This is a genomic window from Sporichthya brevicatena (assembly GCF_039525035.1).
Lineage (GTDB): Bacteria > Actinomycetota > Actinomycetes > Sporichthyales > Sporichthyaceae > Sporichthya > Sporichthya brevicatena.
The window spans coordinates 7,027-25,091 of record NZ_BAAAHE010000029.1 but is presented as its reverse complement, the minus strand read 5'-3'; the positions used below and the strand labels follow the sequence as shown (position 1 = coordinate 25,091).

15 protein-coding genes and 1 other RNA gene are annotated in these 18,065 nt (G+C 73.0%); 9 read left to right on the top strand and 7 right to left on the bottom strand.

The features are described 5' to 3' along the window. Positions 1–35 precede the first annotated feature (35 nt). The 4 genes from ABD401_RS16975 to ABD401_RS16960 all read right to left on the bottom strand — a co-directional run bounded on the left by ABD401_RS16975 (position 36) and on the right by ABD401_RS16960 (position 7,987). The gene (locus ABD401_RS16975; protein WP_344606866.1) at positions 36–1,007 is read right to left on the bottom strand and encodes a transglutaminase family protein; all 972 of its coding nucleotides are present in this window, start codon (positions 1,005–1,007) and stop codon (positions 36–38) included. Continuing rightward, positions 1,004–3,586 (bottom strand): circularly permuted type 2 ATP-grasp protein, encoded by a 2,583-nt coding sequence (locus ABD401_RS16970; protein WP_344606864.1) that lies wholly within the window; start codon positions 3,584–3,586, stop codon positions 1,004–1,006. Before ABD401_RS16970 ends, ABD401_RS16975 begins: the two co-directional genes overlap by 4 nt. Then, entirely contained in the window at positions 3,583–6,960 is a 3,378-nt protein-coding gene (locus tag ABD401_RS16965; RefSeq protein ID WP_344606862.1) for a transglutaminase family protein, read from the bottom strand. The genes ABD401_RS16970 and ABD401_RS16965 overlap by 4 nt, the downstream gene beginning before the upstream one ends. Positions 6,961–7,057: 97 nt before the next feature. Further along, positions 7,058–7,987, bottom strand: coding sequence for a carbon-nitrogen hydrolase family protein (locus ABD401_RS16960; protein ID WP_344606860.1), 930 nt, complete (start codon positions 7,985–7,987; stop codon positions 7,058–7,060). Positions 7,988–8,157: 170 nt separating this feature from the next. Here ABD401_RS16960 and ABD401_RS16955 point away from each other — a divergent pair, with 170 nt between their 5' ends. From ABD401_RS16955 to ABD401_RS16945, 3 genes are all read left to right on the top strand, one after another. Continuing rightward, entirely contained in the window at positions 8,158–8,574 is a 417-nt protein-coding gene (locus ABD401_RS16955; RefSeq protein WP_344606858.1) for a DUF6069 family protein, read from the top strand. Between the two features lie 140 nt (positions 8,575–8,714). Continuing rightward, positions 8,715–9,119, top strand: an RNA gene (rnpB, locus tag ABD401_RS16950) — RNase P RNA component class A. A gap of 134 nt (positions 9,120–9,253) precedes the next feature. Next, the gene (locus tag ABD401_RS16945) at positions 9,254–9,730 is read left to right on the top strand and encodes an excalibur calcium-binding domain-containing protein (protein ID WP_344606856.1); all 477 of its coding nucleotides are present in this window, start codon (positions 9,254–9,256) and stop codon (positions 9,728–9,730) included. Here ABD401_RS16945 and ABD401_RS16940 read toward each other — a convergent pair whose 3' ends face one another. Beyond that, the gene (locus ABD401_RS16940; protein WP_344606854.1) at positions 9,731–10,219 is read right to left on the bottom strand and encodes a hypothetical protein; all 489 of its coding nucleotides are present in this window, start codon (positions 10,217–10,219) and stop codon (positions 9,731–9,733) included. It lies immediately after the preceding gene. Positions 10,220–10,311: 92 nt separating this feature from the next. On the opposite strand from ABD401_RS16940, the gene ABD401_RS16935 reads away from it, so the two are divergent. From ABD401_RS16935 to ABD401_RS16920, 4 genes are all read left to right on the top strand, one after another. Next, positions 10,312–10,554, top strand: a complete 243-nt coding sequence (locus ABD401_RS16935) for a hypothetical protein (RefSeq protein WP_344606852.1) — start codon at positions 10,312–10,314, stop codon at positions 10,552–10,554. Positions 10,555–10,610: 56 nt separating this feature from the next. Continuing rightward, positions 10,611–11,807: a phosphodiester glycosidase family protein gene (locus tag ABD401_RS16930; protein WP_344606850.1), complete on the top strand. Its 1,197-nt coding sequence runs from the start codon at positions 10,611–10,613 to the stop codon at positions 11,805–11,807. A gap of 194 nt (positions 11,808–12,001) precedes the next feature. After that, entirely contained in the window at positions 12,002–13,441 is a 1,440-nt protein-coding gene (locus ABD401_RS16925; RefSeq protein WP_344606848.1) for a phosphodiester glycosidase family protein, read from the top strand. A 60-nt stretch (positions 13,442–13,501) separates the two neighbouring features. Continuing rightward, positions 13,502–14,740 (top strand): phosphodiester glycosidase family protein, encoded by a 1,239-nt coding sequence (locus ABD401_RS16920; RefSeq protein ID WP_344606846.1) that lies wholly within the window; start codon positions 13,502–13,504, stop codon positions 14,738–14,740. Between the two features lie 24 nt (positions 14,741–14,764). Here the strand turns inward: ABD401_RS16920 and ABD401_RS16915 are convergent, their stop codons facing one another. Next, on the bottom strand, positions 14,765–15,553 hold the full coding sequence (locus ABD401_RS16915) for a DUF2817 domain-containing protein (RefSeq protein WP_344606844.1): 789 nt from the start codon (positions 15,551–15,553) through the stop codon (positions 14,765–14,767). Between the two features lie 39 nt (positions 15,554–15,592). Continuing rightward, positions 15,593–15,847: a hypothetical protein gene (locus tag ABD401_RS16910; RefSeq protein ID WP_344606843.1), complete on the bottom strand. Its 255-nt coding sequence runs from the start codon at positions 15,845–15,847 to the stop codon at positions 15,593–15,595. A 496-nt stretch (positions 15,848–16,343) separates the two neighbouring features. Here ABD401_RS16910 and ABD401_RS16905 point away from each other — a divergent pair, with 496 nt between their 5' ends. Both ABD401_RS16905 and ABD401_RS16900 read left to right on the top strand, forming a co-directional pair. Beyond that, positions 16,344–17,048 (top strand): hypothetical protein, encoded by a 705-nt coding sequence (locus ABD401_RS16905; protein ID WP_344606841.1) that lies wholly within the window; start codon positions 16,344–16,346, stop codon positions 17,046–17,048. Between the two features lie 176 nt (positions 17,049–17,224). Continuing rightward, entirely contained in the window at positions 17,225–18,037 is an 813-nt protein-coding gene (locus ABD401_RS16900) for a hypothetical protein (protein WP_344606839.1), read from the top strand. Positions 18,038–18,065 lie beyond the last annotated feature (28 nt).

Below are 18,065 nucleotides of genomic sequence, written 5' to 3'. Positions count from 1 at the left end.
CCTGGTCAAGCGCTCCGTCGTCCAGCGCTCCGTGGTCACGCGCTCCCGGGCTCGCGAGATCCCGCGTCGGGGATCTCCGTGGTGAGCGGGGCCATGTCGACGGAGACGGTGAGGGTGTTCTTGGTGCTCTCGGTGAAGATGACGCCCTTGAGCGGCGGGACGTCGGAGTAGTCCCGCCCGATCGCCGTGACGATGTACGTGTCGTCGACGAACTTGTGATTGGTCGGGTCGAAGTCGATCCAGCCCATGCCGGGGGCGAAGACCGACGCCCAGGCGTGGGAGGCGTCGGCCCCGATCATCCGGGGCTGGCCGGGCGGGGGCTGGGTCTCCAGGTAGCCCGAGACGTACCGGGCGGCGAGGCCGACCGAGCGCAGACTCGCGACCGCGAGGTGCGCGAAGTCCTGGCAGACGCCCTCCCGCGTCGCGAGCAGCTCGGGGAGCGTCGTGGTCACGGTCGTCGCCCCGGGGGCGTAGGCGAAGCCGTCGCGGATGCGGTCGAGCAGGTCGACGACCACCTCGTCGAGGGTGCGGGCGGGTCGCATCAGGTCGTGCGCGAAGGAGGCGACCTGGTCGGCCCGCCCGATCATCGGCGAGGGCAGCAGGTACTGCCGCGCGGCGTTCAGGTCCGCCGTCAGGTCGCTGCGGTCGGCGAGACGGTCGTGGACGTCCTTGGCCCGCAGCCCGCGGAGTGCGTCGCGCCGGGCGTTGCCGCGGTGCACCGCCACGATGCTGGTCGCGGTCACCGTCAGCTGCCGGTGCGGGGTGCGCACCGCGAAGTACGTCGAGCGGTTGCCGAAGTAGTCGGTGTGCTCGCGCAGGTCCGCCGGCTCCGGATCGACCTCGACCGTGGCGTCGACGCGATGCTGGCCGTCGCCGTGACGAGGAATCAGATGTGCGCGTCCGTAGGAGGTGTCGACGTCGTCGTCGTAGACGTATTCGGTGCGGTGCACCAGCCGCCACACCTTCGCGTGGGCCGGGACCTCCGTGGTCAGCGTCGGGGTGGTCACCAGGCCTCCCACGTCGAGACCGTGACGTCGAGCGGCCGCTGCGGCGCCGGCTGGACGAAGAAGATGCGCTCGACGTCGACGGCCAGGGTCGACAGCAGCTTGTTGAGGTGGGAGAGCAGGTCGCGCAGCTCCGGCCGCGTGCCGTCCTCCTCCGCCCGCGCGAGGGCGACGGTGTCGGCGTTGCGGATGATCGCCCGGATCTCGGCGAGGGCGTCGCGGACCGGGGCGATGCGCTCGGACTCGGCCGGGATCCGCTCGAGGGCCTCGCCGAGCCGGTCGAGCTGGTAGGCGACCGCGCGCGGGTTCTCCCGGTCGGCGAGCAGGAGATCGAGCATCGTGCCGACGCCGGCGCGGGCCTGGTACCGGCGGCGGTAGGTGATGATGCTCTCCGCCGCGATGAGCACCGACTCCAGCACGAGGCTGTCGGTCTGCGGCGCCCGCCGTGCCGTGACGGCCGCCTCGAGGAGTGCGGTGACGTGCAGCGCCCGCTCGACCCGGCGGCCGATCTCGCAGAAACGCCAGCCGGCGTCCCGGACCAGGCTCTCTGCGATCAGGCCGGAGAGGGCGAGCAGACCCTCCAGCACGCGGGCGATCGCGGTCGGGACGTCCGGCGTCAGGACCTGCCGGCCGCGCAGCTTCCGGCGCAGGTCGTCGAGCTCGCGCTCGAGGCCGCCGAGGACGAGCCAGGTGTCGGTCGAGAGTTGCTCGCGGACGTCGCCGGAGACCTCGGTCAGGCGCCGCACGGCGAATGCGAGCGTTCCCTCCCGCTCCTCGTCCAGGACGAGGGAGAGCAGTTCCCCGGCCCGGCCCGCGAAGCGGGTGTCGGCGTCGACGCCCCGGAACCCGGGCGCCGTCGCGGTGACGCGGGTGAGGGTCTCGAGCAGGACGGCGAGCGCCGCGGCACCGGTCCGCTCGGGGGAGTGGTGGAAGTCCGCCCAGCGGTCGTTGACCGCGCGCACCAGGCGCGCCGTGTCCTCGGCACGCTCGGCGTAACGCCCGAGCCAGAACATGTCCTCGGTGACGCGCGGCGTGATCGTGAGCGGCAGCACCTGCGAGGGCGTCGCCTCGCGGACCCAGGGCTCGATCGCGGGCGCCCCACGGGTGTTGCGGATCCAGACGTCCTTGGTCGTCAGTACCTGACGATCCGTCAAGGCGGGCGAGGTCCGGACCTGGCCGAGGCCACCGGTCATCACCTGGAAGGTCGAGCCCGACGCGACCGCGAAGGTCCGCAGCGTCAGGTCCTGGGGGAACAGGTCGTCGGCGACGATGCTCGGCGCCGTCGAGCACGGGAGCGCCTCCTGGCCGACCCAGGCGTAGGGCTCGGCCTCGATCCGGTGCAGCAGGTCCTTGCGCTGTTGCTCCGTCAGTTCCCAGCCGTGGACGCGGGTGCGGCCGATGCCGCGCGCGAGCGGCTTGATGACCATCTCCGCCAGTGATCCGCGGACCTTGGCGAGCCCGGCGTCGTCACCGCACCACCAGGTCGGGACGGACTTCAGTCGCAGCGGCTCGTCGAGCAGCGCCTGGCACAGTGCGGGCAGGAACGGCAGCAGGCCGGGGTTCTCCAGGACCCCGCAGCCGAGGCCGTTGACCACCGAGACGGAGCCGGCCCGCGCGGCCTCGACGAGCCCCGGCACGCCGAGCTCGGAGTCCGGGCGCAGGTCGAGGGGGTCGCAGTACCAGGAGTCGACGCGGCGCAGGATGACGTCGACCTGCTCCAATCGGCCGAGCGTCTGCTGCCAGACCCGCCCGTCGGCGACGACGAGGTCCTCGCCGCGCACCAGCGGGTAGCCCAGGAGCGTCGAGAGGTAGGCCTGCTCGAAGGCGGTCTCGCTGCCGGCGCCCGGGGTGAGGAGTACGGCGCGGGGTGCCTCGGCGGTGGGCGGCGCCACCTGTTCGAGGCCGATCCGCATCGCGTGGAAGAACGGTCCGAGGCGGTGGAGCTCGGCGTCCCGGTGCAGACCGGGCAGGACGCGGGAGACCACGCGCCGGTTCGCCATGGCGTACCCGGCGCCCGAGGGGGCCTGGACGCGGTCGGCGAGCACGCACCATGTCCCGTCGGCGGCCCGGGCGAGATCGGCGGCGGCGAGGAACAGCTGGCGGGCCGTCCCGGTCGCGACGCCGTCCCAGACCCGCAGGAACCCGGGGTGGGCGTGCACGAGCTCGTTCGGCAGGACGCCCGAGCGCAGCGTGTTGCGCGGCCCGTAGAGGTCGTGGAGCAGGGCCTCGAGCAGGTTCGCCCGCTGGATCAGGCCGGGCTCGAGCATCGCCCACTCGGCCTCGTCGACGAAGACGGGCAGCGGGTCGAGCACCCACGTCTGCTCCTCCGGCGCGCCGAGCGGCCGGTAGGTGACGCCGTCCTCCTCCAGGAGGCGGTGCGCCTCGGCCGCGGCGGCGGCCAGGCCGGAGGGGCCCAGGCTCTCCGCGACCGCGGACAGCTCGCGCCAGCCGCGGCGGACCCGCCCGTGGAAGCCGACCATCTCGTCCCACCGCGCCCGCTCGGTCCGGTTCCCGGTCCGGCGGGCGGCGTAGGCGTGCACCATCCCGGACGCGTCGGTCCGGGACCCGTTCCCCGCGGTCACCGTCGGGGGCGGGTCCGGCGCAGGTCGAGCGTGCGCGGGTACTCGCCGGCGTCGGCCGCGGTACCCGCGATCAGCGACGTGGCCGGCGACGGATGCATGGCCACAGATTGCCATGCCTCCACGTCCACCGGGCCCGGTGTGTGGCCCTCGGGGACGAACCGTGCCCCGCGGCGGGCCTCCGCCTCGCCCGCATTGACCGGGAACGTCGTGTATGCCCGGCCCCCCGGATGGGTCACGTGGTACGTGCACCCGCCCACCGCGCGGGCGTTCCAGAGGTCGACGACGTCGAAGACGAGCGGGGACTGGACGTCGATGGTCGGGTGCAGTGCCGACGGCGGCGACCAGGCCTTGAAGCGGACCCCGGCGACCAGGGCGTCGCCCGACCGGGCCGGCGCCAGCGGCAGCGGGACGCCGTTGCAGGTGACGGCGTGCCGGCCCGGCACCGCGCCGGTGATCTTCACCTGCACGCGCTCGACGGAGGAGTCGACGTAGCGCGCGGTCCCGGAGCCGGTGACCTCCTCGCCGAGGACGTGCCACGGCTCGATCGCGAGACGTAGCTCCAGGTGTACCCCGGCCACGTCGACGGCGCCGAGGCGCGGGAAGCGGAACTCCGCGAACGGGTCCAGCCAGGCCGGGGAGAACGCGATGCCGTGCGCGTTGAGGTCCTCGACGACGTCCGCGACGTCGGCGAGCGCGAACTCCGGCAGCAGGAACGAGTCGTGCAGCCGGGTGCCCCAGCGGACCAGTGGCCCGGAGTAGGGCGCGTCCCAGAACCGGGCGACGAGCGAGCGGACCAGCAGCGCCTGGACCAGGGCCATGTCCGGGTGCGGCGGCATCTCGAAGCCGCGCAGCTCCAGGAGCCCGAGGCGGCCACGGTCGGAGTCGGGCGAGAACAGCTTGTCGATGCAGAACTCCGACCGGTGCGTGTTGCCGGTGATGTCCGTCAGCAGGTGCCGCAGGGCGCGGTCGACGTGCCAGGGGCGGACCTCGCCGTCGGCAGCGAGGCGCGCAAGCTCGGCGAAGGCGATCTCGAGCTCGTAGAGGTTCTCCGCCCGGCCCTCGTCGACCCGCGGCGCCTGGCTGGTCGGCCCGACGAAGCGGCCGGAGAACAGGTACGTCAGCCCCGGGTGGTGCTGCCAGTAGGTGACCATCGAGGCCAGCAGGTCCGGCCGACGCAGCAGCGGGGAGTCCGCCGCCGTCGGGCCGCCGAGGGTGAGGTGCCCACCGCCGCCGGTGCCGGTGTGGGTGCCGTCCAGGCCGAACGTCTCGGTGGCGAGGCCGACCGAGCGCGCCGCGGAGTCGAGCGTCGCGTTGATCTCCGCGAGCTCGGTCCAGTTCGCCGCCGGGTGGACGTTGACCTCGATGACGCCCGGGTCCGGGGTGACGGTCAGCGAGCGCAGCCGGTCGTCGCCGGCGGGCGCGTAGCCCTCCAGGACGACCTTCGTGCCCGTCGCCGTCGCGGCCGACTCGACGACGGAGAGCAGCGCGACGGTGTCCGCGGCGTCGGGCAGCGGCGGCAGGAACACGAACACGTGCCCGCCGCGCTCCTCGACGCACAACGCGGTCGTCGGCGCCCCCTCGACGGGGAGGACCGTCGCCGCGGGTCCGGTCGGTTCCGGCTTCGGCGGCGGCTCGGCGTACCGCGGCATCGGCGGGGCGGGGGCGAACCGGGAGCGGTCGAACGTGGTCGGCGGCGGTGTCCAGGCGATGGCGTCGAGCGGCAGCCGCAGCCCCGCCGGCGACGTGCCCGGGCGCAGGAAGACCTCGCCGCGGCGGGTGCGCCACTGCGTCGTCGTCCACCCGGTGCCGTCCTCGGTGCGGTTGAGCGGGATCGCGCAGGCGACCGGGTCCCCGCGCTCGGCGTCGAGTTCGGCGACCAGGGCGTGGCGGCGCTGGGCGTCGGCCGGCCACGCCGACTGCGCGGCCGCGCCGTGCTCCGGCGGTGCGCCCGCGGGCAGGCGGGCCTCGGCGGCGAGGCGGTCGATCGGGTCCTCGTACAGGTGCCGGACGCAGTCGGCGGGGACGCCCAGCTTGGCGGCGATCGCGTCGGTCAGGGCGGTGACCGCGGCGCGCGCCGCGGGAGAGCCGGGGTCGACGACGGGCTCGCCCCACGGGTCGTCGAGCAGGTCGGGGTTCGACCACAGCGCGGCGTTGTCGCTGCGCCAGACGATGCCGATCTGCCAGCGCGGCAGCGGCTCGCCCGGGTACCACTTGCCCTGCCTGTGCAGCACGACCCCGCGCGGGGCGTAGTGGGCCTTCAACCGGTCGGCGAGCGCGACGGCGAACGCGCGCTTCTCCGGGCCGTCGGCAGCGATGCGCCACTGCGGGGAGTCCATGTCGTCGGCGGCGACGAACGTCGGCTCGCCGCCCATCGTGAGTCGGACGTCGCCGACGACCAGGCGGGCGTCCACCTCCGCGCCGAGCGCGTGGATGCGCTCGATCTGCTGCTGGGAGTAGGGCTTGGTGACGCGCGGATCCTCGTGGAGGCGCCGCACCGTGTTGGCGAACTCCAGGGTGGTCTCGCACGGGCCGGTCGTGCCGGTGATCGCCGCCGCCTGCTCCGGCCGCGGCGTGCCGACGAGCGGGATGTGACCCTCGCCGGCCAGCAGACCGGAGGTCGCGTCCAGGCCGATCCAGCCGGCGCCCGGGATGTAGACCTCGGCCCAGGCGTGCAGGTCGGTGAAGTCGGTCGCGGAAGCCCCGGCAGGCAGATTTGACGGGTCGTCAGGAACGAGCTGGACCAGGTAGCCGGAGACGAACCTCGCAGCCAGGCCGAGCTCGCGCAGGATCGCCACCAGCAGCCAGGCGCTGTCGCGACAGGAACCGAGCGCGCGGGTCAGCGTCTCGTCCGGGGTCAGGACGCCTTCCTCGAGGCGGATCGAGTAGGCGACGTCCCCGGCCACGCGGCGATTGACCTCGACGAGGAAGTCGACGATCGGGGTGCCCTTCGCGGCGCCGGGGTCGAAGCGGTCGAGCCACTCGGCCAGCGGCGACCCGGGGGAGTTGTGCCCGACCGGGCGCAGGTACGGCTCGAGGTCGTCGGCGAGGCCGCGGGGGTACTCGAACGGGAAGAGGCGGGCGTCGGAGTCGACGAAGAAGTCGAACGGGTTGATCACCGCGAGGTCCGCGATGAGGTCGACGGTGATCGACAGCTCCCGCGCCGGCTCCGGGAAGACCAGCCGGGCGGCGTGGTTGCCGTAGACGTCCTGCTGCCAGTTGAGGAAGTGCGGCTCGGGCGTGACCTTCAGCGAGTAGCCGAGGATCGGCGTCCGGCAGTGGGGTGCGGGCCGGAGCCGAACCAGGTGCGGTCCGATGTCGGTGGGGCGGTCGAAGCGGTAGATCGTCCGGTGTTCGACCGCGACACGGATGGACACGCGTTCCTCCACGGGTAGGTCGCGAGCGTAGTGCTCCCCAGCGTGGCGCGCCTTCCGCCTGCGTCCGTTTCGGGAACGTGAACGGTGAGTACCGCGGTCAGCTCTCGAAGCGCACACTCGGTTGTGGGCGGGTGTTCACGTTCAGGGTGAAGACGTCGGGGCGGGCGTAGTGACCGACGGGGTCGAACAGGCGCCGGTGGGCGGGGACGTTCTGCTCGACGTCGATCTCGGCGACGACGATGCCCTCCTGGTCGCGCAGCGGGCCGGCGAGGATCGCGCCGCCGGGCGCCACGATCGTGCCGAGGCCCCGGCTCATCCAGTCGGCCTCGTCCGGGTCGGTCGCGTCCCGGTAGATGTCGCCGCGCAGGTCCGCGGGCACGTCGGCGCCGCGGAGGACGGGGGAGACGCCGATGACGTAGCAGCGGCCCTCCTTGGCGATGTGCCGCAACGTCGAGATCCAGGCCTCGTCGTTGTCCCACGTCGGCGCGAGGTGGATCTCGACGCCGCGCGCGTACATCGCCGCCCGCGCGAGCGGCATGTAGTTCTCCCAGCAGATCAGCCCACCGACGACGCCGAACGGGGTGCGGACGACGTCGAGGGTCGAACCGTCGCCGTAGCCCCAGACCGTTCGCTCGCCGCCGGTCGGCATGAGCTTGCGGTGGCGGCCGGCGAGCGAGCCGTCGGGGGCGAGGTAGATCAGCGTGTTGTAGAGCGTCCCGCCCTCGATCTCGTTGATGCCCATCGCGACGTAGGCCCCGGCCTCGCGGGCCGCCTCGCCGAGGCGGGTCACGACCGGCCCGGGGACCTGCACCGCCTGGTCGTAGAGGCGGCCGGTGTAGCGGCCGTCGCTCCAGGCGGGCAGGCGCCAGACCCAGTCCGGGTAGGTCGGAACGAACGCCTCGGGGAAGACGACGAGCTGGGCCCCGAGGTCGGCCGCCTCCTTGATCAGCGCGCAGGCCTTCTCGACCGTGGCGTCGGTGTCGAGGAAGACGGGAGTGGCCTGGACGGCGGCGACGGTGACCTGCACGGGGACCTCCGGCTGACGCGGGGTGGTGCGGTGCGGCGAGCCTCTCACGGCCGGGCCGAAAAAGACCCGGCGAAATTTCTTGGCGGCCGTTGTCGATTCCGGGTCGGGGCGTTCGTAGCAGGGGTGAGAGACCGCGCACCCAGCCGGTTCCACAGCCTCAGGAGACCGCAATGACCGCCACCGCCACCACCGTCCTGTCCGCCCCGCGCACCTCCGTCCGCCCGCTCGTCCGCGGCGGCCTGGTCGCGACCGTGCTCGCCTCGATCGCCACGACCGTCGTCGCGGCCGCCGGCAACGGGGCCGGTATCTCGCTCGACGTCTCCGGCGAGGCGATCCCGCTGTTCGGGTTCGGTCAGATGACCGCGTTGTTCTCGCTGGTGGGCGTCGGCCTCGCCGTTGTCCTCGCCCGCCGGGCCCGCACCCCGCGCCGGACCTTCGTCCTCACGACCGTCGTCCTGACCGCCCTCTCGCTGATCCCGGACGTCCTCGCCGACGCTGCCTGGGACACCCGCGTCCTGCTGATGGCGACCCACCTCGTCGCCGCCGCGATCGTCGTCCCCGCCCTCGCCTCCCGCCTCCCGGAGTGAGGCCTCTTGCGTCCAGGAAAGTGGTTGCCGGGAGCGACCACTTTCCCGGACGTAACAGCGGGGCCGTGATCACCACCTCGGCGACAGGGCTGGTCACGGGCGGGTGCGTAGTCACGCGCCCGCTACGCTGAGCTTCGCGACGAGCCGGCCGGACGGCCGCGCCGGAACGCTTCCGCGGAAGCGTCTCGGTGAGGAAAGTCCGGACTCCATAGGGCAGGGTGGTGGGTAACACCCACCCGGGGTGACCCGCGGGACAGTGCCACAGAAAGCAGACCGCCGCCCCGCTTGCGGGGCGGTAAGGGTGAAACGGTGGTGTAAGAGACCACCAGCGTCCGGGGTGACTCGGACGGCTCGGTAAACCCCACCCGGAGCAAGGCCAAGATCGCTGGGTCCGCCCAGCGTGTGTGAGCGTTCGAGGGCGGCCCGCCCGAGCTCGCAGGTAGGCCGCACCGAGGCCGGTGGTGACACCGGCCCCAGATGGATGGCCGTCTCGCCGGACCGCAAGGCCCGGCGAACAGAATCCGGCTTACAGGCCGGCTCGTCGCCCCGGCCCGATCGACCGACCGATGATCACCGGTTCGGCCCACGTCCCGAAGCCGTTTGGCCGACGCGAAGCGGGCGAACTCGGCCACACCATGGCGAGGACATGTCGGGGGCATCGAACCGGGGGCAGTGGCGCATGCGCGCAAATCTCAAGAGCTGGGTGTGCGCGCTCGCGTCCGCCGGAGTGATCGTGGTCGGGCTGAGCGGGTGCGGGGACGAGGCGTCGGCGGACCAGCCGGCGTTCCTGGTCCCGGCCGCCGCGGAGACGGCGGCCCCGGCCGCCACGCCCGAGGCCACCCCGGAGCCGACGCCGGAGCCGACGCCCGAGGCCACCCCGGAACCGACGCCCGAGGTCACCCCGGAGCCGACCCCGGGGCCGACGGTCGAGCCGACCCCGGTCCCGACGCCGGTCGTCACGCCGAAGCCGACGCCGGCGGCCACTCCGAAGGCGACTCCGAAGGCGACGCCGAAGCCCACGCCGAAGCCGGCGCCGTCGGTCTACTACAAGAACTGCACCGAGGTCCGGAACGCCGGCGCGGACCCGATCCGTCGCGGCCAGCCGGGGTACGGGCCGCACCTCGACCGCGACAACGACGGCATCGCCTGCGAGTGATCAGGACTCGTCGAGCTCCGCGCTGACGCCCCATTCCCCGCCGACGCAGTCGAGGCCGGGGGGTGGGGTGGTGGTGAGGGCGTCGAGGCCGACGGCGTCGACGAGGGCGTCGAGGGCGGACAGCGGGGTGCGGGCGTCGAGGACGCGGCCCCCACGCTCGGTGAGCAGCCGCCGGGCGGCGGTGAGGAACGTCTGCTCGTCGGAAACGACGAAGTCGGCGCGGACGTCGACGCTGAGCCGGGTCGACCCGTCGTCGACGTCCTCCAGGTCCCACTCGCCGTCCTCGGTCTCCGGGATCGCGAAGACCGTGCCGTACTCGGTGGTGACCTCGGCGACGGCCTCGTCGAAAGCGGCACCGGCGAGGCGGACCGCCTCGGCCCGGGCCTCGAGAGCCTCCGGGTCGTCGGCCGCCAACGTGGTCGTCATGGCCAGCGCCCGCAGCGCCGCGACGACCTCGTCCAGCTTCCGTTCGATCTCGACCGCGCTCATCCTCACCCTCCCGATCTCCGGAGGGCGACGGTAACCGGCGGACCGCCCGTTCTCCGCATTCGGCAGGCGGCCGCGTGTCCGGCGTCGGCATCATGCCTACGACGACCCGCACGAGACGGAGGCCCGCGCTGAACCCGAACACCCCCACCCCTGGATCGGCGAGGACGCGACGCCGGCTCGCGCTGGCCGTCGGAGCGATCGGCGGAGCGGTCGGACTCGTCCTGCTCGCCGGGGTCGTGTACTACGCCGTCCTCGACGACGGCGGCGATCCCGACTGCGCGCCGCGGGAGGGGTACTCCTGCGTGAACGACCCGGACCGCCCGCGCGCGGACTGACCGCGAATCGGCCGGAAGTCCTTCAGCGCCGCGCCCGGACGGCCGACAAGGCCAGTGTGAGACTCCGGACCGCGCTGACCCCCGCCCTCGCTGCCGCGCTCGCTGTGCCGACCGCGGTCCTGGCCGCCGCTCCGGCCGCGACCGCCCGGTCGTGCAAGGCGCCGACGGGGATCCTCCGGACGCCGGTGACGAAGACGATGTCCCTGCCCGGGGGTGCATCGGTGCGTATCTGGGACACCGGCGATCGCAAGCGCGACATCGACGAGGTGCGGATCGTCGCGGTCCGCATCCCACAGGGCAGCCTGATCCCGCGCGCGATCACGGCCTCGACGCTTGCGAAGGCGCAGACTCCGCAGAAGCAGGCCGCGAAGGTCAGGCGCGCCGTCGTCGTCATCAACGGGGGAGTGTTCGACCCGAGCGGTCCGTCGATCCCGGTCCGGTCGCAGGTCGTCAACGGCGCCGTCCGCAAGGGCACGCGCGCGGTCGACCAGGGCATCGCGCTCTACGAGAAGACCCGCACCGCGGAGTGGACGCTGCACAAGACCGTCGGCACGGTCCGGACCGGCGCCCACGGCAGCCGCGAGGTCGGGAACGTGAACTGGCAGTCCCTGCCCGGCGACGGTGTCGCCGTCTACACGCGGGCCTGGGGAACCTCGGCCCATCCCGCCGGAAACCGGACGGTGGTGGTCAAGAAGGGCAAGGTCACCAAGATTCTGACGAGCCGTAAGGCGGGCGCGAAGCGTCCCGGCAGCGGCGAGACCTGGCTGACCGCGCGCAACGGCAGCGGCACCGCGTCCTGGCTCAGGGGCCTGCGCGTCGGCGAGGCCGTGACGGTCTCGACGCAGCAGTCCGGCGTGCTCCCGTTCCTCGACGGCCGGCCCGCCGTCGGCCGGCCCGACAGCCTGGTCGGGGTCAGCTCCGCGATGGTCCGGTGGGGTCAGAACCTCGCCGGCTGCGGCTCCCGCGACGAGACCCTGCGTCCGCGCTCCGGGCTGATGTGGACCGCGACGGGCGACCTGATCGTCGCCACCGTCGCCGGCCGGCCCAGCGCGGCGGCCGGGGGCGCGACCGCCCACCAGTGGGGCGAGTACATGAAGCAGCTCGGTGCCGTCCACGCCGTGAACCTCGACGGCGGGACGTCCACGACCCTGCTCGTCCGGACCAAGGTCGGTGGCCCGCTGACCCGGCTCGACCGGTCCGGCGGGTCCTTCCAACGGGCCGTCCCGGACGCCCTCACCTTCCAGGTGCCGTAGGCGCGCGAATCCGCTTTCCTGCAGCCATTTCACAGCTACCGGCCCCCGTCCGGGTGACGCGTGTCCGCGCTCTCCCAGGACTTGATCAATAACCGGAAGAACGACCCCCGGCCGGCACCAAGATCACGCACACTGCATGCGGGGGATCGGTGCGCAGCGGAGCGCACCGGCAGCCGATGCGGGTGGGGGTCTGCATGGGCAGCAACACGGGTCGCAACCTGCGGCGGTGCACGGCGCCGACCGTGGCGGCGGGCGCCGCGATGGCGATGATCGGCGCGTACGCGACCGCGACGATGGGATCGTCCGAGGCGTCCGTCCCGGACCTGGGCGTGCTGCCCGGCGAGCACCGGGCGCTGCCGCTGCTCGGCCTCGACCAGATCGAGCCGCGCGAGGTCGGTGAGCTCCTCGCCGGCCTGTCCGAGCGCACCGCGCTCCGCTTCCTTCCCGAGGATGTCACCGCGCCGGTCCCGACCGCGGCCGCCGCGCCCCAGGTGCGCAACGCCGACAAGGCGAACGCCGTTCCGGCGGGTTGCCGCCCGGCGACCAAGTTGCTGCGCGAGGACCCGGTGAAGCGGTTCAACCTTCCCGGCGGTGCCTGGGTGCGCATCTGGGACACCGGGTCGAAGTCCAACCCGATGCAGGAGACGCGCCTGGTCGCCGTCCGCATCCCCAAGGGGACGCTCGCTCCCTCGGTGCTGACCCCGTCCTCCGCGCTCGGCGCGCTCGCCACCCCGGCCTCGATGGCGGCGGGGGAGAAGAAGGCCGTCGTCGTCATCAACGGCGGGGTCTACGACACCAGCACGAAGATCCCGACCGGTGCCGTCCAGGTGGGGTCCAAGCCGCGCAAGGCCGACAGCCTCGGCACCCGCGCCATCGCGATCTACGACGGACTGAAGTCCGCCGTGGTCGCGCGCACCGGCCTGACCGGTGTCCTGTCCTCGGACAAGGGCGAGATCCCGGTCGCCGCGATCAACTGGGAGCAGCTCTCCCGGCAGGGCATCACCGCCTACACGCGCAGCTGGAACGCGCCCAAGCACCCGGCCGGTCCGCGGACCGTCGTCGTCCGCGGCGGCAAGGTCCGCGCGGTGCTGTCCAAGGCCGCCGGAACGCGCCGCCCGGCGTCCGGCGAGACCTTCCTGACCGCCCCGCGCGGCACCACGTTCGCCAAGGCGCTCCAGGCCCTCCGCGTCGGCGACAAGGTTTCGCTGACCACCGCCGTCGCGAGCGTCCGCGAGGACCACTCCGACCGGCCCGAGCTCGACGTGCCCTCGGCCGTCCTCGGCGTCAGCGCGGCCCTGGTCCGCTACGGCCACGTGACCGCCCCCTGCAGCGCCCGGGACAACCAGCTCCGGCCCCGCTCGGCGCTCGCCTGGACCGCCGACGGCGACATGCTCGTCGTCGCGATCGCCGGCCGCGCGATCTCCGGCGGCACCCGCTTCGGTGGCGCCTCCGCCTACGGCTGGGGTCAGTACCTCAAGCAGCTCGGCGCGGTGTCCGCGGTGAACCTCGACGGCGGCGGCTCGACGGCGCTGCTGGTCCGGCGCACCCCGGGCGGCAAGCTCGAGCGGCTGGACCGCAGCGACAAGGACGCCCAGCGCCCGGTTGCCAACGCGCTGGCGTTCAAGACCGACTGACGCAAATCCCCGCATTCCCAGCTTGACCGGTGATCATGGTCGGCGGGGAGGGGGACGAACGTGAACGGATGGCTCCGGCGGGCCGGTGTGCCGGCCCTGACGGCCGTGCTCGCGCTGACGGCGCTCGGCCCGGACGGGGCGGCGGCCCCGCACGCCCCGGCCCCGCCCGGCCTCGCCGCGGGTCAGGCCGCGCCGACCGAGTGCCGGACCCCCACGACGCTCGTCCTCGAAGCGCCGAAGCAGGCCTTCGAGCTGCCCGGCGGGGCGACGGTGCGGATCTGGCAGAACCGGCTGAAGAACAAGCGGACCAAGCGCTTCGTCGCCGTCACGATCCCGGCGGGGACGCTCGTCCCGCGGGCGCTCGCCGCGCGCAACCTGACCCGGCCGGACAAGCCCGCGAACCAGGTCGCGCCGTACCCGAACGCGGTCGTCGCCATCAACGGCGCGGTCTACGACACCAAGACCGGCGTCCCGCGCCGCGCCCTGATCGTCGACGGCGAGATCCGCAAGGCGAGCAGCGAGCAGAGCCAGGGCCTGGCGCTCTACTCCGGCACCCGCTCGGCCGCCTGGGTGCTGCAGCAGCTCACCGGCGAGGCGCGGACCCCGTACGGGTCGATGCCGCTCGCCGGGATCAACTGGCAGGACCTCTCGACGGCCGGCGTCAACGTCTACACGCGTGCCTGGGGTCCGCGGGCGCACCCGGCCGGTCGGCGCACCGTGGTCGTGGCCGGGGGACGGGTGACGGCGGTGCTCGGCGGGAAGAAGCGGCCGCGCACGCGGCCGGGTCCCGGCGAGCTGCACCTGACCGCGCCCGACGGGACGATCTCCGCCGAGTCCCTGAAGCAACTCGTCCCCGGGGACCTCGTCAGCCTCGCCACCGACCTCACCGGCGACCGGCCGTTCGAGGCGGGCCGGCCCCCGGTCGGGGAGCCGGACGGGCTGATCGGCGTCAGCTCCGCCCTGGTCCGACGCGGCGCGAACCACGCCGGCTGCGGCACCCGGGACAACAAGCTCCGGCCCCGTTCCGCGCTCGCCTGGACCGCGAACGGCGACCTGATCATCGCCGCCGTCTCCGGCCGCGGGAAGAAGGGCAAGGGCACCGCCGGTGCGAGCGCGAGCCAGTGGGCCGAGTACCTGCTGCACCTCGGCGCGGTGCACGCGGTCAACCTCGACGGTGGCGGGTCGACGGCGCTGCTCGTGCGCCGGTCCGTGGGTGGGCCGCTGGAGCGGTTGGACCGCACCTGGGGCGCTCAGCGCAAGGTCGCCGACTCCCTCGCCTTCGAGGTCCCCGCGTCCTGAGGAAGCCGGGGCGTCCCGATCACGTCAGCGCAGGCGTCCGCCCACGGCGGCGACCAGACCGCGAACGGCGGTGCGGCGCAGGTAGTTCTTCGTCGGCCGCGGCCCGAACTCGACGGTGACGGCCTCCCCGGCGTGGGTGGCGTTGAACCAGCCGGTCAGCGTGCCCCGGCACGGCCCGCCGCAGTCGATGTCCCGGCGGGGGAGCTGCAACTCGCGGCTCAGCGCGCGGACGAGGCCCCGGCGCTTGTTCTGGCTCGTGTCGATCGCCGCGAACGGCTGGTGCAGCGAGACCACGACGTCCGGGTCGACGCGGTCGAGGAACCGCATGATCGCCTTCGTCTCCCGCTCGGACGCGGCCTTGCGGCCGGCGCCGGACACCGAACGGCTCCAGCGGTGCGGGAAGTTGCGGTTGAGGTCGACCCCGCGGGCGTTGGCCCGGCGGCCGGTCGCCGCCCCGTCCGGGTTGAGGACCGGGATCACCCACAGGTCCACGCCGGTGACGGTCTTGGCGGTGTCGCGCAGCCTCCGGAGCGTCAGTCCGGGTGCGCGCTCGGAGCCGTGCATCACTCCGATCAGGACGACGGTCCGCGTCGCGTTCGCCTCCCCGAGGCGGTAGGCGCGGATCTGGCGGCCCCGGACGGTCGTCCCGATCGTCCGGACCTCGGCCACCGCCGACCGGATCGACGCCTGGTCGGAGGTGGCGGTCGGGGTCGCGGCCGGTGCGGCCGACCCCGGTGTGCTCAGCGGCGCGCCCAGCGTGATCGCGGCGGCGAGCCCGCCCGCGATCAGGGCGGGCAGCGGCCGGAGGTGCATCCGGCCAGCCTGCCACGCGGAGCGGTGTGCTGCGGTGGCTCAGCCCCAGGTCGAGCCGTTCGACTCGGCCGGCGACTTCGGCGCCGGGGCGTCGACGTCCGCGTCGACCGGAGCCGGCACGAAGTGGAGAACCTCGCCGCCGTTGATCGAGTACTCGGCCGCGATGTTGTAGTCGGTGAACTCCGCGACGAAGGCGGCCAGTGCCGCGTCGTAGACGTCGCCGTCGGTGCTGTCGACGACCAGCTCGACGCCGTTCTCGACCGGGTAGACGAACCAGCTCTGGACACCGCTCATGTCGTGCTCCTTAGTCCCCTGTTTCGCGGCCCCCCCGCGAAGTTGGCCCTCAGACCTCGATCCGGGTCCGGCGGTTCCCTCTCCGGGCAAGTTCGGACGTTCGTTGACCGGGCATCGACCGAACGGTTGAGCCCGTCCGGATGAATCCGGACGACCGGGACGACTCGACCGCCCCGGCCGGGGGGTGGATTTGACCCGGAGCGCACCCGGTCGCCGGCGCCGGATCGGGGCCCAAGATCGACCGCGCGGTCGCCCGGTTGCGTCCGGTTGGCCCGGGGGTCATCACGCCGGTATTGCGGAGGAAGCGGACATTTCGCCGCCGGCGGCATCAGCCGTTCGGTCAAGACCTGCCCATCGTTCCGCGCGGCGGCGTTGACGTGCGGTGTCATGAGGAACGCGGACCGGCAGATCTGCGTCGTAGCAGGCACAGATGATCAAGCTCGCCGGTCGCTCCGACCGCGTGAGGCCACGAACACCGGGAAGGAACCGACCCGCCATGACCGCCACCGCCCCTTCTCGGGAGCACGGCCGGGCGCAGTCTCCGTACGCGCGCCCCGAAGCGCCTGACCGCGAGAAGAAGCCGCGGGAGTTCCGACTCGACCGGACGGCGGCTTGGCTGGGCGGCATCGCCCTCGGGTGTGCCGTCGTGCCGATGCTGCGGTGGGCGACCATCGCGTTCGGCACCGCCGCCCTCCTGATGGGGATCACCTCCCTGGGCCGCCCGAAGCGCGCCGGCGCCCGCCGCGACGTCGCCGGGATCGCCATCGCACTCGCCGTTCTCTCCGGTTTCGGCATGGTCGCCTCGCAGACGGCCTTCAGCGCCGTCGGCGGCGAGAAGAAGAAGCCGGTCGTCAACACGGCTCCGCCGGAGGTCGTCCAGGCGCTGACCACCGAGCAGGTGCTCTCGCGGCAGGCGAAGGTCGAGATCGGCAAGGTCACCTCGGAGCTGGACCCGTCCGGCATCAAGGAGAGCTCGCTCGCCGTCTCGATCACCAACGTCAGCGGCAAGACGCTCTCGTTCGACTTCGAGTTCGTCGCCCTGGACGCCAAGGGCAAGGAGATCACCCGCGACAACGCCTTCGTCCCCACGCTGGGCGACGGCAAGATCGCGGCGATCAAGGTCTTCAACATCCTCGGCAACGAGATGGCGGAGAAGCTGTCCGGCGCGACGTTCAAGATCGTGAAGGCCAGCGCGTACTGATCGAGCAACCGCCAGCAATCCATCCGGGCCCGGATTAATATCGGTCACGGAGCGGCGGCCGTTCGGTCAAATTGGACCAACTCCACCTGCGCGATCCGCGCGGAGGGAGCAGGCTGGTTGTGCACCATCGCGGGGGAACGCGAACGTAGTGCGCCGGGGGAAGGATCGCGGTAGCCATGTTCAGCTCGGGAAAAGGCAACACCACGGAGTCGGGACGAGAGATTCCGGACTGGATGCTGCCCGAACAGCAGGGCCGGCACTGGTACGGGCGCAAGCGGAAGTCTGACTACCGCAAGCCCACCCCCAAGGGTGGCTACGACCGCTTCCGCGGCTACGACGCGATCGTCGACGAGGACGAGCAGACCGGTCGCGAGGGCGTCGACATGCCCGCCGCGATCATGGTGCTCGGCGGTGTCGCGCTGGTGCTGTCGTTCGTCCCGCTGATCAAGTACGTCGCGGTCCTGTTCGCGATCGTGGCCGTGGTGCTCGCGACGCGCGAGTTCGCGCGGATCGACCCGTTCGCCAAGATCAAGCTCAAGGGCAAGGACGTCCGCGACCAGCGCTTCTGCCGGATCGGGCGCTTCCTCGCGATCCTCGCCGTGATCTCCGTCGTCGCCTCCGTCCTCTGGGGCGTCAAGACGGACCGGGACAACCGGATCAAGGCCGGCGAGGGTGGCACCAGCAAGGTCCTCGAGCAGGACCTGCGCGTCGAGTTCGGCGTCTTCGAGGTCGGGCAGGACGCCGTCGGCGCCGAGACCCGTCGCCTCCCGGTCACGTTCCGCAACAAGGCCGACAGCACCCGGTCCTTCGAGGCCCAGATCGAGTGCCTCGACGGCGACAACCGCCGCATCGCGAGCCAGACCGTCTTCGCGCCGAAGATGCGCGCCGGCGAGGAGCGCTCGATCGACGCGTTCGGCTACGTCGACTCCGAGACCACCCAGCAGCTCAAGACCGCGACCTGCCGGGTCGCGACCGCGAAGTCGGAGTAAGCACTTCCTCGTAGCGTCCGGCCAACTG

What these genes read in the sequence shown, in the direction of transcription:
- ABD401_RS16955 (WP_344606858.1), top strand. Translation starts at nt 8,158, where the DNA reads ATGACCGCCACCGCCACCACCGTCCTGTCCGCCCCGCGCACCTCCGTC.
- ABD401_RS16945 (WP_344606856.1), top strand. Translation starts at nt 9,254, where the DNA reads ATGCGCGCAAATCTCAAGAGCTGGGTGTGCGCGCTCGCGTCCGCCGGA.
- ABD401_RS16940 (WP_344606854.1), bottom strand. Translation starts at nt 10,219, where the DNA reads ATGAGCGCGGTCGAGATCGAACGGAAGCTGGACGAGGTCGTCGCGGCG.
- ABD401_RS16935 (WP_344606852.1), top strand. Translation starts at nt 10,312, where the DNA reads ATGCCTACGACGACCCGCACGAGACGGAGGCCCGCGCTGAACCCGAAC.
- ABD401_RS16925 (WP_344606848.1), top strand. Translation starts at nt 12,002, where the DNA reads ATGGGCAGCAACACGGGTCGCAACCTGCGGCGGTGCACGGCGCCGACC.
- ABD401_RS16915 (WP_344606844.1), bottom strand. Translation starts at nt 15,553, where the DNA reads ATGCACCTCCGGCCGCTGCCCGCCCTGATCGCGGGCGGGCTCGCCGCC.
- ABD401_RS16910 (WP_344606843.1), bottom strand. Translation starts at nt 15,847, where the DNA reads ATGAGCGGTGTCCAGAGCTGGTTCGTCTACCCGGTCGAGAACGGCGTC.
- ABD401_RS16905 (WP_344606841.1), top strand. Translation starts at nt 16,344, where the DNA reads ATGACCGCCACCGCCCCTTCTCGGGAGCACGGCCGGGCGCAGTCTCCG.
- ABD401_RS16900 (WP_344606839.1), top strand. Translation starts at nt 17,225, where the DNA reads ATGTTCAGCTCGGGAAAAGGCAACACCACGGAGTCGGGACGAGAGATT.